This is a genomic window from Enterobacter sp. PTB (assembly GCF_051130085.1).
In the GTDB taxonomy this organism is placed as follows: Bacteria; Pseudomonadota; Gammaproteobacteria; order Enterobacterales; family Enterobacteriaceae; genus Enterobacter; species Enterobacter ludwigii.
In genome coordinates this window covers 25,861-39,287 of record NZ_JBDKEE010000032.1, presented here as the reverse complement: position 1 = coordinate 39,287, position 13,427 = coordinate 25,861, and the positions used below count along the sequence as shown (strand labels likewise).

Here is a 13,427-nt window from a genome sequence, read left to right as displayed (position 1 = left end):
GGCGCTGATTCATCTCATCGTGCTCTCAGTTCTGGCTCAATAGCCGCCCTTCACGCCTCCAGTGACGCCTGACAGTTCAATTCCAACTCACATTTGACTCAACTTAGGTGCAATATGCGCATTTACATCGACGACGGTTCTACCCATATCAAAATGCTGTGGGAGCAGCACGGCAAAACGTTCACTCATATAAGCCCCAACAGCTTTAAACGCGGATGGTCAGCCACGTTTGGCAACGGTAAGCCGTTTAACTATACCGCAGGCAAGGAGAAGTACTCGTTTGACCTCATTTCTCCCGATACACTCACCACCAGCAATATCGAATGGCAGTACAGCCCACTCAACGCGGTCGCTGTGCATCACGCGCTGCTGACCAGTGGTCTTGCGCCACAGTGCGTGGATATCGTGGTCACGCTGCCGCTGGCGGAGTTCTACGACGAAGACGCTCAGTACCAGCTTGATAACATCGAGCGCAAGAAGCAAAGCCTGCTGCAACCGGTGGTACTGAATAACGGCCACGTATTCACCATCACCCGCGTCACCGTGCGCCCGGAGTCTATTCCCGCCGGGATTACGCTGTGCGATCAACTCTCGGCTTCCAACTCGGTGCTGATTGTTGATCTTGGCGGAACGACGCTGGATATCTCGCAGGTGGCAGGCCAGATGTCTTCGGTATCGCGTATCTATGGTGATCCGGCGTTAGGCGTGTCACTGGTGACCGATGAGGTGCAGCAGGCATTGCGTAAAGCCGGTATGGCGCTGTCCCGCTACAACGTGGACCGGCTGATCATCAAACGTTTCGACGACACGTACCTGGCGAACAACATCAACGATCCGAGGGCTGTTGATAGCATAAAGCAGGCAATCCACAGTGGTATCTCGCGTTATCGTGCACGGGTACTGGAAGCGATTGATCGCTTTAAAGGGTATACCCATGTTGCAGTCGTGGGAGGCGGAGCCTGTCTGTTGGCTGAAGCTATTAAAACTCACGTTAATCTGCGCGATGATCGTTTCTTTGTTGCTCAGGATCCGCAGTTCGCACTGGTACATGGCCTGAAAGCACTGGGTTAATAAGGATGCCTAATGAGCCGAAGAAAAGTACTGATTTACCTTCGCCCTGAAACGCATGCCAGCGAACGTTTTGCGGATGCCCGGATAGAGGCGCATCGCCGCGGCGATCGCGGTGAGTTATCACGAACAGCGTTACTTGCAGGTATTGCGTTGGGCGAGATTGATAGCCGGTTACCGTCGGTACTGGCCGCATTGCTGGCAGATAACACGAGCCCGGAAACACTGCGCACTATGCTGGCAGCATTTCTGAACATCCAGCCGGGATCGCGTCAGCCTGCATCGGTAGTAGCCACAGTACCAATGCCAGAGGTAACGGAACAGCCCACCAGCAGTGTTTCGGCAAAGAATCTGGCGGGTTCTCTGCCGGAATAACTAAAATGCGATGTGATATCATTACACTAACAAGACTAAAAAAATCATGATCAGGACGCTCAGCCTTCATGGCCGGGCGTCCTTTTAATATTACGTTTTTTTCTTCAGTAGCGTCGTTAAGTCTGAGTCAGCTGATACTCGCGGAAAGGTTCAGGTAACAACCGAAACACAGCATACCCCTCATCATCCTCCAGACGTTCAGCGGTCAGATGACATTGTGCCAGCAAGGCAGGAATGCCGCTGATATCGCCGGTAAACCGTAATTGCATGGGCTTAATGAGTTCGCCCTTGTCAGTGAACGACTGATGCAGCGCCTCTTTAGGCGTGTAGATCGCACAGACGCTACCCGCTAGTTTAGCTTTTTCCTCCCATTCTTTGGCGGACACCAGCCAGTCGCTCCAGTCCATTGTCCGAAGGGTTTCGAGCATGTACGTAAAGCGAAACAGCGTGCTTTGCTCGTGAGTTCGCCAGAACTGGCAAGGCCAACAACGATCAGAATATATCATGCAAGGTGCGCGAGCCCCTCAGTCAGCCGTTTGGGGAAAGACTGGGCAAATTATTATCCGTGTATCGTCTAACTATTAATCAATCGCCATTACCCCTGAGATTCACACAATTTAGTGGCGATTCGAAATGATTAGAACATCCTTAATCGTTATAATGCAGGACTAATTATGAGCCTTTGGCTACCAAAAATGTATTAAAACCGGAGTTTTATCATGACAAGCACCCAACAACGCGCCGCACTGCAACGCCAGATCTGGCAGATTGCCAACGATGTACGCGGTGCAGTGGATGGCTGGGATTTTAAGCAATACGTTTTAGGCGCTCTGTTTTACCGCTTCATCAGCGAGAATTTTGCCAATTACATTGAAGGCGGTGATGACAGCGTCAAGTATGCAACACTCCCCCGGAGCGTCATTACCCCGGAAATCAAAGACGACGCCATTAAAACCAAAGGCTATTTCATTTACCCAGACGATTTATTTGTTAACATCGCCGCAAGTGCTAGTTCTAACGAAAAATTAAATACCGATTTGGCTGACATCTTCTCGGCTATCGAAATGTCAGCCAGCGGATACCCTTCAGAGAACGATATCAAGGGATTGTTTGCTGATTTTGACACCACCAGCAACCGGCTCGGCAATACGGTAAAAGACAAAAATACACGTCTGGCGGCAGTGCTCAAAGGGGTGGCAGAATTAGATTTTGGCGATTTTGAGGGTAGTCACATCGATCTTTTCGGTGATGCTTACGAGTTTCTAATCTCCAACTATGCAGCCAACGCTGGCAAATCCGGCGGTGAGTTTTTTACCCCGCAAAACGTGTCCAAGCTGATTGCGCAACTGGCCATGCACAAGCAAACCAGCGTCAACAAGATTTATGACCCGGCATGTGGTTCTGGCTCGCTGCTGTTGCAAGCCAAAAAACACTTTGACGCCCACATTATTGAAGACGGTTTTTGGGGGCAGGAACTCAACCACACCACCTACAACCTGGCGCGGATGAACATGTTCCTGCACAACATCAACTACGACAAGTTCAATATCCAGCTCGGTGATACGCTGCGTAATCCGCATTTTGGCGATGACAAACCTTTTGATGCCATCGTCTCCAACCCACCTTACTCGGTGAAATGGATAGGCTCAGACGATCCCACTCTGATCAACGATGACCGTTTTGCCCCAGCAGGTGTGTTAGCGCCCAAATCCAAAGCTGATTTTGCCTTTGTGCTGCATGCGCTTAGTTACCTTTCCAGCAAAGGGCGCGCAGCCATTGTTTGCTTCCCCGGCATTTTTTACCGGGGTGGTGCCGAGCAGAAAATTCGCCAATATCTGGTGGATAACAACTATATCGAAACAGTGATTGCACTCGCGCCCAACCTGTTCTTTGGCACCACCATCGCCGTGAACATTCTGGTGCTGTCCAAACACAAAACCGACATGACCACCCAGTTTATCGATGCCAGCGGGTTGTTTAAGAAGGAAACCAATAACAACACGCTCACTGAGAAGCATATTGGGCAAATCATGCAGGTGTTTGATAGCAAAGCAGACGTTGATCATTTTGCCAAATTGGTGAGCTTTGAAGATATTAAGGCCAATGATTACAATTTATCGGTCAGTAGCTATATCGAAGCCGAGGACAACCGCGAAGTAGTAGATATCACTGAGCTCAATGCCGACCTGAAAATTACCGCCGCTAAAATCGACCAGTTACGAGCGGATATTGATGCCATTGTGGCGGAGATTGAAGGTAAGGAGCTGAAGGCATGAGCGAGATGAGCTTTATGGAAAAGCTGCTGGATGGCATTAAAGTAGAGTGGAAACCTTTGGGCAAAGTGCTTGTTCGTACCAAGGGCACAAAGATTACCGCTGGTCAGATGAAAGAGTTACACAAAGATGGCGCACCACTAAAAATCTTTGCGGGCGGTAGAACTGTTGCATCTGTCGATTTTGACGATATACCTGCGAAAGATGTAAATAGGAAACCTTCTATTATTGTCAAATCTCGTGGCATTATTGAATTCGAGTATTATGACAAACCATTCTCCCATAAAAGCGAAATGTGGTCGTATCACTCAAATAATGACGGAGTCCATATAAAGTATGTTTATCATTTTCTGAAATTGAATGAACCCCACTTTCAGAGTATTGGCAACAAGATGCAAATGCCGCAAATTGCAACGCCTGATACTGATAAGTTCAAAATCCCCATTCCATGCCCTGAAAACCCCAAAAAATCGCTCGAAATCCAGTGCGAAATCGTCCGCATTCTGAACACTTTTACCTCTCTTACAGCCGAGCTTACAGCCGAGCTTACAGCTCGTAAAAAACAATACAACTACTATCGCGACCAGTTGTTGAGTTTTAAGGAAGGGGATGTAGAGTGGAAAACTTTGGGGGAGATTGGCGAATTTATTCGAGGAAAGCGCTTTACGAAAGCTGATTATGTTGAAGATGGCATTGGTGTGATCCACTACGGTGAGATATACACTCGGTACGGCGTCTTTACAACTCATGCGCTTTCTCAGGTCAGAAACGATATGGCCAAGTCACTTCGCTATGCGGAACCAGGAGATGTAGTGATAACGGATGTCGGAGAAACCGTCGAGGATGTTGGTAAAGCCATGGCCTGGCTTGGAGATGAAAAAGTGGCTATTCACGACCACTGTTATGCTTTCCGGCATTCAATGAACCCGAAGTTTGTTTCCTATTGCATGCAAACAGCATCTTTCATTGCCGAGAAAGCAAAGTATGTGGCCAGAACCAAGGTCAATACATTATTAATTAATGGATTTGCTAAAATCGCAATTCCTGTTCCGTATCCAAATGACCTTGAAAAATCGCTTGCCGAACAAGCCCGCATCGTCGACATCCTGGACAAATTCGATGCTCTTACCAATTCTATCAGTGAAGGTTTTCCACGTGAAATCGCATTACGCCAAAAGCAATATGAGTATTACCGCGATTTGCTTTTGAGCTTTCCCAAACCTGAAGAGGTAGTGGCCTGATATGAGCAAGACGCTAGCAGAAATCGCCCAGCAGCTTAAAGACGCCAATAAAAAAGTACAGTTGATCTATGCCTTTAATGGCACGGGGAAAACGCGCCTGTCGCGAGAATTTAAGAAACTGATCGCGCCAAAAAACGATGAAATCGAAGGCGACGATGCAGCAGAACAACCAGAAATATCTCGCAACAAGATCCTGTATTACAACGCTTTTACCGAAGATTTGTTCTATTGGGACAACGACCTGGAGCAGGATGCCGATCCCAAGCTCAGAATCCATCCCAATTCATTTACCGACTGGGTGTTGGAAGATCAAGGGCAAGATCGAAACATCATTACCAATTTTCAGCGCTACGCCAATGAGAAGCTAACACCAAAATTCAATGAAGAATATAAAGTCAAAGGCAAGGACGACAAAGAGATCACTGTAAAGGCTTTCTCAGAAGTGACTTTTTCCCTTGAGCGCGGTGATAATGAGCAATCCGGAAATCTGAAAATCTCTAAGGGTGAGGAAAGCAATTTCATCTGGAGTATTTTCTATACGCTGATCGAGCTGGTGATTGACATTCTCAATGTTGCTGAACCCTCTGATCGTGAAACCAACGTTTTTGATCAGTTGGAATATGTATTTATTGACGACCCGGTAAGTTCACTGGATGAGAACCATTTGATTGAATTGGCCGTAGATTTGGCCCAACTGATCAAGTCAAACAATTCTGATGTTAAATTCATCATCACCACGCACAATCCGCTTTTTTATAACGTTCTGCATAATGAGCTCAACAGTGATGACGGTGGTTACAAGAAAAAATGGCTTGATAAGTATCGGATGGCCCGGCTTGACGGCGGCACATTTCAATTAGTCCAGCAGCCCAATGATTCGCCATTCTCATATCATCTTTATTTGAAATCAGAACTCGAAAATGCCATCGAGAGTGGTCAGTTGAGCAAGTATCACTTTAATTTTTTAAGAAACATTCTGGAAAAAACCTCCACGTTTCTTGGCTATAAGAAATGGGGCGATCTGTTGCCAAAAACTGATGACGGAACAACCAATCCGTATGAGGCCCGGATTATTAATATTTCCAGCCACTCGAAACATGCGGGCGAAGAAGTGGCCGATCTCACTGAAGACGACAAGCGTATTTTGCGGTATCTGGTTAATGAAATCAATATGATGTATCGCTTTCAGCAGGCTGAAAACTAAAGAAAAAGATTTAGGGGTGAAGCATGTACGAATACAAGGCTGTTGCCGAATCAAATAGCTTTATCGTTCTCGATAAATACGCCAGGGAATGGCAGCTTAATGAAAGCTACCAGAGCGAAGGTGACCTGGAACGGGAGTTCATTCAGGATTTGCACAATCAGGGCTACGAGTATGAACCTGGTTTAAATACGCCTGAGAAGCTGCTGGCCAACGTGCGCGAGCAGTTGCAGACCCTGAACAACATGCAGTTTGCTGACGGTGAATGGATGCGGTTTGTGGAGACCTGGCTGGACAAGCCGAGCGATGGCATCGTCGATAAAACCCGCAAAATTCACAACGACTATATCCATGATTTTGTGTTTGACGATGGTCATATCCAGAACATTTACCTGGTAGACAAAAAAAACATTGCCCGGAATAAGGTTCAGGTCATCAAGCAGTTTGAACAACAGGGTAGTCACGCCAATCGTTATGATGTCACCATTCTGGTGAATGGCTTGCCGCTGGTACAGGTGGAACTGAAAAAGCGCGGCGTGGCGATCCGCGAAGCCTTTAATCAGGTGCATCGCTACAGCAAAGAGAGTTTTAACAGTGAACATTCCTTGTTTAAGTATTTGCAGATGTTTGTGATTTCCAACGGCACCGATAGCCGTTATTTTGCCAATACTACCCAGCGCAACAAGAACAGCTTCGACTTCACTATGAACTGGGCAAAATCTGATAACAGCTTGCTGAAAGACCTGAAAGATTTTACCGCGACCTTTTTCCAGAAGAACACCCTGCTCAATGTACTGCTGCATTATTCGGTGTTTGATGTGAGCGATGCACTACTGGTAATGCGCCCTTACCAGATTGCTGCTACCGAGCGTATCTTGTGGAAGATCAACAGCGCCTATCAGGCTAAAAACTGGAGCAATACGGAAAGCGGCGGTTATATCTGGCACACCACAGGTTCCGGTAAAACCTTGACCAGCTTCAAGGCGGCGCGCTTAGCCACTGAGCTGGAGTTCATCGACAAAGTTTTCTTCGTGGTGGATCGTAAAGATCTGGATTACCAGACAATGAAGGAGTATCAGCGTTTTTCCCCGGATAGTGTGAACGGCTCTGACAGCACCGCTGGCCTCAAGCGTAATCTGGATAAAGATGACAACAAAATCATTGTCACCACGATCCAGAAGCTCAATAACCTGATGAAGAGCGAAAACGACCTGCCCATTTACAATAAACAGGTGGTGTTTATATTTGATGAATGCCACCGTAGCCAGTTTGGTGAAGCCCAGAAGAACTTAAAGAAAAAGTTTAAGAGGTTCTATCAGTTCGGCTTTACCGGCACACCAATTTTTCCGCAAAACGCTCTGGGGGCAGACACCACGGCCAGCGTGTTCGGTCGAGAGTTGCACTCTTATGTGATCACCGATGCGATTCGAGATGAAAAGGTGCTCAAGTTCAAAGTGGACTACAACGATGTGCGCCCACATTTCAAAGCTATTGAAAGCGAACAGGACGAGAAAAAGCTTAGCGCGGCGGAAAACAAGCAAGCCTTATTGCATCCTATCCGTATAAAAGAAATTTCGCAGTACATCCTGAATAACTTTCGGCAAAAAACGCATCGCCTGCACGCAGGGGCAAAAGGGTTTAATGCGATGTTTGCCGTGAGCAGCGTGGACGCTGCCAAGCTGTATTACGAATCGTTCAAAGACTTGCAAAAAGACAGCGATAAGCCACTAAAAATCGCCACCATTTTCTCTTTTGTGGCCAATGAGGAACAGGATGCTGTAGGCGATATTCTGGATGAAAGTTTTGACGTATCGGCAATGAACAGCAGTGCCAAAGAGTTTTTAAGTGCTGCCATAGCTGACTACAACGCGCTGTTCAAAACCAACTTCAGCGTGGAAAGCAATGGTTTTCAAAACTATTACCGAGATCTGGCCAAGCAAGTTAAGGCTAAGGAGATCGACTTGCTGATTGTGGTCGGCATGTTCCTGACCGGGTTTGATGCGCCGACGCTGAACACTTTGTTTGTGGATAAAAACCTGCGCTACCACGGTTTGATGCAAGCCTATTCACGCACCAACCGTATTTTTGACGCAACCAAAACCTTCGGTAATATCGTTACTTTCCGTGATCTGGAGCAGGCGACAATTGACGCCATCACGTTGTTTGGCGATAAAAACACCAAGAACGTGGTGCTCGAGAAAAGCTACAAGGAGTATATGGAAGGCTTTACCGACGTAGTAACCGGTGAGGCAAGGCGTGGCTTTGTGGATGTGGTGACGGAGCTAGAGCAACGCTTTCCCGATCCCTCTGCCATTGAGAAAGAGTCCGATAAAAAAGCCTTTGCGAAACTCTTTGGTGAGTATTTACGCGTTGAGAACGTGCTGCAAAACTACGACGAGTTTGCCAGCCTGAAGGCCTTGCAGAACATTAACATCAATGACCCCGAGGCGGTTGAGGAGTTCAAGACCCTGCATTATTTAAGCGATGAGGATCTGGCGACGCTGCAAACAATTAAAATGCCGTCTGAACGGAAAATTCAGGACTACCGTTCAACTTATAACGATGTTCGCGACTGGCTGCGTCGGGAAAAATCTTCCGCTGAAAAAGAAAAATCGGCTATTGATTGGGATGACGTTGTCTTTGAGGTAGATCTACTGAAGTCGCAAGAAATTAATCTTGATTATATTCTCGAGCTGATTTTTGAACACAATCGTAAGAATAAAAGTAAAGCAGGCTTAATTGATGAAGTTCGTCGATTAATACGTTCCAGTCTTGGGAGTCGGGCCAAAGAAAGCCTAGTTGTTGATTTTATTAACCAAACCGACCTGGACAAAATTAGTGACAAGGCCAGTATTATAGATGCCTTCTTTGCTTTTGCACAGGTAGAGCAACTACGCGAAGCACAAGAGTTAATTGGATCCGAGAATCTGAATGAAGAGGAAGCTAAACGTTATATTACCACCTCTCTCAAACGAGAGTTTGCCAGCGACAATGGTACGGAGCTCAATGCCGTTCTGCCAAAAATGAGCCCACTAAATCCCCAATACCTCACAAAAAAGCAAAGTGTTTTCCAAAAAATTGCCGCGTTTGTTGAAAAATTTAAGGGAGTGGGTGGGAAAATATAGATACTTCAACTCATTATACAAAGCTGTGAGTTGAAAAGAATGGTAAGCCCTTTAAAGGGCTTGCCATTCTTATATATTAGCTCAGACCTGATCTGACAGTGGCTATTTATTCCATAGCGTTTTATGAATTTTCCCAGTCTGATGGTATTCCCCTACCAGCTCAATAAAATCTTTAAAATCCCGATTCTCTTCCACCAGACGGTTCACTGACTTCCAGTCCACGCTGGCACGTTCACGCGCCGGAATCAACGTCTGGCTATTAGAGAAATCATGTGGATTCAGAAGGATCACTCCAATACCGTGTAATGCACAGAGCATTTGAAGCTCGCGCTCCACGCTACGTTGTTTATCTTCGTTAATTTCAATCGCCACCAGATAACCGAAATGTGCCCAACTGGAATTGCTGACCGCTTGGAAGAAACATTCACGCACATTGCTACGGTTTAGCTGTTTTTTCACCTCAAAAGACCATAGCCGAGTTAAACGCCCTTCACTATGGCGAACACAGTTTTGAACCACATCGTCCCATTCTTTATCCAGGGGCTCCAGTGCAACAATATCGGGATATAACCAGTGGTTACCTCCCAGCCCTTTGTTATTGCTTGAGCGTTTATCGTCAATACGACGGCACAATAACCCCTCCTCCTGCGAGAGGTAATCAATCAGGATCGGATACAACGAATGCTCGGTAAAGCTAACACTTTCAACTGTTGGTTCAGGGGCTACATGAGCATCCGCCTGTTCAACCACAGATTCTCCCCAATAAAACAATCGTGGTCTTGGTTTATCACGCGTCATCACCTGCGGACACATAGCTTTCGCTTTAACAGTCCGACTGCCACCAACTTCAGCGGTAATTTGGCTTAAAAAAGCTTCGTCACTGGCAAAACGTGGGTTTTTACGTTTTTCAGCCAATTCTGCACCGTAATGGTCAATGATTTTTTGTGCCAATTGGCGAGCCGTAAACTGCTTATCGGGATTCGCTTGTAACACGTTGATTATCATCTGGGGACGACTTGTCATATGCCTTCCTGCTTTTGTACACACGGCTTTGCGTATCAGCTATTAAGCAATGCGTGATTACAGCTCCTGTGAATGGGCTTAGTTTACCTTTCAGAGTTAAAGACATAAAGCGCTGACTCCCGGATTATACTTGCCGCTTCAGTCAGACTCCAGTGCCCGTGCATTTCCTGAGCCAGTCCAGCCAGCCGCAACTGTTCCAGGATAAACCGGGAGGTGTGCTCACTCTGGCCAGTCATGGTGGCAACAGCCTGTAACGTCATGACCGGTGCATCACTGAATGCCCTGATAACGCTTCTGGCATCATCCGTCATTGTCATTTCACTCAAATTCATCGTGTTACCAATCTACAGAAAAAAATAAATCAGGGCGCCAGAGTGTAATCCAGTACGATGATATTCTGCAGAATCGGTCGAAATATCGTTTTAAGGTCATCATGTGAAGGATACGGCAAATAGCGCTGGCGTGCTGCCTCATCCGCAAACGTCATGAGCACGCAGTGCGTATAGCCTGCATTTTTACCTTCCGGACTATCGTTTACGCCCCATTCCACGCCTGTAATGCCTTCAACCCGATCGAGGATCGGCAGAAATGCCGATCTGACAGCCAGTATTTGTTCCGGTAGTGCACTATCAGTAAATGTAATAAATAAAATATGACGGATCATTATCTTCCCGTTAACCTGCATTAATAAATGGCCTGTTCAGGGGAGCCTCTACTCCTCACTATCGTGCTTGTTAATATTTACAAATTACCATAACGAACACCATTCCCTTTATTCCCTCCACATGGGGGTATCGGCGTAACAGGAAAGAAAAATAAAAACCATAATAAAGCCCATTTTCCTCGCAGACTTCAAAATAGAGAGAATGTGTTTTCTAAGTAATTCCTACCGTTAATAATGATTAAACCATTACCCCTTGTCATGTTCAGGCTTACCGCTATGCTTTTTAGCGTATCGTCGCAATCCCAGTCTCTCTGCCTGGTGGTGGATCGCACTGTTCGTCCTGCCGGGCAATACCCTGGTCAACTTTCTTCCCAGTATCGGGTAAAGCTGCTGAAGAATGCTGAGCTCCTCGGGTGTCCATATCTGCGCTCGTGTTAACCCTAATTTGGCAACCTGCGCCTCAATGGCTTTTCTGGAACGATGGGGCAACAGTGAATGAATGGCATCAAGGTTACCTGAGTTACCATAATGCCCGGTCAATATCGCGTTTTCCTCACGGGTCCACCTACTCAGTTGAGTTTTCCCCAGCTTAAGTACATTTGCCCGGTTCCTCACAGCACTGACACTTTTATCAAGGGCTGCAGCAACCTCCTCAACAGGCATATGACCATAATGCTCCCTCAGGAATGCGATGGCGTCAGGATGCCATTCCCGCACATCGGTGAGACCTGCCCTGGCCGCCTGTTTCCTGATAGACTCCATATCACGGTGCGGCAGCAATGCCCTCACCATGGCGATACCGGCACCATGAGAGTAATGTTTTTTCATGATGTTAATTTCCCACATCTCCCAGGGTTTCGCTCCCGGGCGACCAACACCAATCTTTAATGCCATCGACCTGACCGCAGCCACCCCTCTTCCCAGAGTCGTGGCTATTTCCCGCGCCGGGAGTTTGCCGTAGTGTTTCTCAACAAAGGCAATTTCTGCCAGCGTCCATTGCACATAGTGATTACGGCGCGTGGCACTTTTTTCTGCAGCACCCACTGATGATGAACCCGGTTTCATTTTCATTATTCAGTCACCCGAGCCGCCATGGGTAATCAACACATAACGGTTCTGCAACTGTCGCAGATTCTGTTCTGCCTGCTGCTCTGCGGCAGGCTGATTGCCGTTCTCTTTTTTTTGCTGTGACAACTGGCGTAACTGTTCTTCCAGCGGCACGTTCTGGCTCAGCGTCTGCGTGATGGCAAACACCGAGGATTTCAGCTCCGAAACCGTGAGGTATTTCCCCCGCTGTGTATCCGTGCTGTTGAGTTTCTCCGTCAGCGACTGCAGTTGCATCATGGCCTGATGCCAGCCCTGAAGGCGGGCTTCCGTCAGGGCATTCACCTCCACCTGCTGCTGCCACTGTTTTGCCAGTGCAGCCGTACCGGGCTGATGCGGCCACAGGCGCTGTGTCTGCGCCACCAGCGCGAAGCCGTAATCCTGCGCCCATGACGGGGAGAGCTTCGCCAGTTCATCCAGCTGGTCGCGGGTACGTTCAGTGGCAACCCGTCCCTGCGCCTGCAGCGCGGCGGCGTTGTCTTCAATCATTGCCCCCTGTTCAGAGGCAGAGAGCACGACCGGCAACGGAGAAAGCGAGGTGGCTATGAGTGTTTCCGGCTGGATACCCTGCCAGTGCTGCCAGCACCAGGCGCTCAGCGCCGTGAACAACAGTGTTACGCCGACACCTCCGACAAATCCCGTCCACACGCCACGACGATGGCGCTTCAGGATGGAGGTCTGTGTGATGTGCTGTGTACCATCATCCCGCACCACCAGTACCACTGGTTCACTGTTGCTACAGGGTTGCCCGGTACTCTCCGGTATCGCACGGGAGGTATGCAGGTATGAAGACTCAACGGCCGGGGGCAAGGGAGCATCTTTTGCGTTCTCCAGCCTCACCACCGCCGCGTGCATCCAGTGCAGCAGTGCATCCATTTTACTCACCTGGCGAAGCACCAGACGCTGCAGCAGGTCACACAGGTGCCGAAGTTGTTGCTCAAGACGATAAATAGCAGGCAGGTCCTGATGACTGAGGGTAAACCGGCGCAGGCTCAGCATCAGATGTTCACTGAGCCACACCAGAATGTCCTTGCGCACCGGCATCTGGGGAGGCCACATGACGCTCCACTGGTGCGTTATCAATGAATCCACCAGCTCCAGCCCCTCCGACAGCCCCGTGAGGCCGGAACGCTGCAGGCGGGCACAGCAAAACCACGCCGCCGTCTGCAGGTCGATGCCGTTATGGCGAAACAGGGTCACACATAACTGCTCCACGTTTTGCCAGTCCACGTCGGGTCTGGCCGGGTGGGTCAGCTTGCTCAGTTCATCGCGCAGTTGGGTGTATTCAGACCACGCGCGCGGGTCCTGGCCCGCATGCAAGGGCAGGTGTCGGGAAAACATAGTGTCAGTACC

The 13,427-nt window shown here is 48.2% G+C and carries 12 protein-coding genes; 6 read left to right on the top strand and 6 right to left on the bottom strand.

Annotated features, from left to right (window positions below):
• Nucleotides 1-114 precede the first annotated feature (114 nt).
• On the top strand, nucleotides 115-1,071 hold the full coding sequence (gene parM / locus AAIR21_RS24375) for a plasmid segregation protein ParM domain-containing protein (protein ID WP_434682433.1): 957 nt from the start codon (nucleotides 115-117) through the stop codon (nucleotides 1,069-1,071).
• Nucleotides 1,072-1,083: 12 nt separating this feature from the next.
• Entirely contained in the window at nucleotides 1,084-1,443 is a 360-nt protein-coding gene (locus AAIR21_RS24370; protein WP_434682432.1) for a plasmid partitioning/stability family protein, read from the top strand.
• Between the two features lie 116 nt (nucleotides 1,444-1,559).
• On the opposite strand, the gene AAIR21_RS24365 is transcribed toward AAIR21_RS24370, so the two are convergent.
• A complete protein-coding gene (locus tag AAIR21_RS24365) occupies nucleotides 1,560-1,949 on the bottom strand; it encodes a DUF2913 family protein (RefSeq protein ID WP_147838226.1) in 390 nt (129 codons plus the stop codon).
• Between the two features lie 213 nt (nucleotides 1,950-2,162).
• Here AAIR21_RS24365 and AAIR21_RS24360 point away from each other — a divergent pair, with 213 nt between their 5' ends.
• From AAIR21_RS24360 to AAIR21_RS24345, 4 genes are read left to right on the top strand one after another with little or no spacing between them, the layout of a single operon-like run.
• On the top strand, nucleotides 2,163-3,719 hold the full coding sequence (locus tag AAIR21_RS24360; RefSeq protein ID WP_434682431.1) for a type I restriction-modification system subunit M: 1,557 nt from the start codon (nucleotides 2,163-2,165) through the stop codon (nucleotides 3,717-3,719).
• Nucleotides 3,716-4,957 carry a restriction endonuclease subunit S gene (locus AAIR21_RS24355; RefSeq protein WP_434682430.1) on the top strand — a complete coding sequence of 414 codons (1,242 nt, stop codon included), beginning with the start codon at nucleotides 3,716-3,718 and terminating at the stop codon, nucleotides 4,955-4,957. The genes AAIR21_RS24360 and AAIR21_RS24355 overlap by 4 nt, the downstream gene beginning before the upstream one ends.
• A gap of 1 nt (nucleotide 4,958) precedes the next feature.
• Nucleotides 4,959-6,161 (top strand): AAA family ATPase, encoded by a 1,203-nt coding sequence (locus tag AAIR21_RS24350; RefSeq protein WP_434682429.1) that lies wholly within the window; start codon nucleotides 4,959-4,961, stop codon nucleotides 6,159-6,161.
• A 23-nt stretch (nucleotides 6,162-6,184) separates the two neighbouring features.
• Complete coding sequence (locus tag AAIR21_RS24345) at nucleotides 6,185-9,283, top strand: HsdR family type I site-specific deoxyribonuclease (protein ID WP_212563082.1); 3,099 nt, start codon at nucleotides 6,185-6,187, stop codon at nucleotides 9,281-9,283.
• A gap of 102 nt (nucleotides 9,284-9,385) precedes the next feature.
• On the opposite strand, the gene AAIR21_RS24340 is transcribed toward AAIR21_RS24345, so the two are convergent.
• The 5 genes from AAIR21_RS24340 to AAIR21_RS24320 all read right to left on the bottom strand — a co-directional run bounded on the left by AAIR21_RS24340 (nucleotide 9,386) and on the right by AAIR21_RS24320 (nucleotide 13,415).
• Nucleotides 9,386-10,306: a COG2958 family protein gene (locus AAIR21_RS24340; RefSeq protein ID WP_212563081.1), complete on the bottom strand. Its 921-nt coding sequence runs from the start codon at nucleotides 10,304-10,306 to the stop codon at nucleotides 9,386-9,388.
• Nucleotides 10,307-10,389: 83 nt separating this feature from the next.
• The gene (locus tag AAIR21_RS24335) at nucleotides 10,390-10,623 is read right to left on the bottom strand and encodes a hypothetical protein (RefSeq protein ID WP_434682428.1); all 234 of its coding nucleotides are present in this window, start codon (nucleotides 10,621-10,623) and stop codon (nucleotides 10,390-10,392) included.
• 44 nt (nucleotides 10,624-10,667) lie between these two features.
• Nucleotides 10,668-10,970: a Dabb family protein gene (locus tag AAIR21_RS24330; protein WP_434682427.1), complete on the bottom strand. Its 303-nt coding sequence runs from the start codon at nucleotides 10,968-10,970 to the stop codon at nucleotides 10,668-10,670.
• 246 nt (nucleotides 10,971-11,216) lie between these two features.
• Entirely contained in the window at nucleotides 11,217-12,041 is an 825-nt protein-coding gene (locus AAIR21_RS24325) for a hypothetical protein (protein ID WP_434682426.1), read from the bottom strand.
• Between the two features lie 3 nt (nucleotides 12,042-12,044).
• The gene (locus tag AAIR21_RS24320) at nucleotides 12,045-13,415 is read right to left on the bottom strand and encodes a VasL domain-containing protein (protein ID WP_434682425.1); all 1,371 of its coding nucleotides are present in this window, start codon (nucleotides 13,413-13,415) and stop codon (nucleotides 12,045-12,047) included.
• Nucleotides 13,416-13,427: the final 12 nt, after the last annotated feature.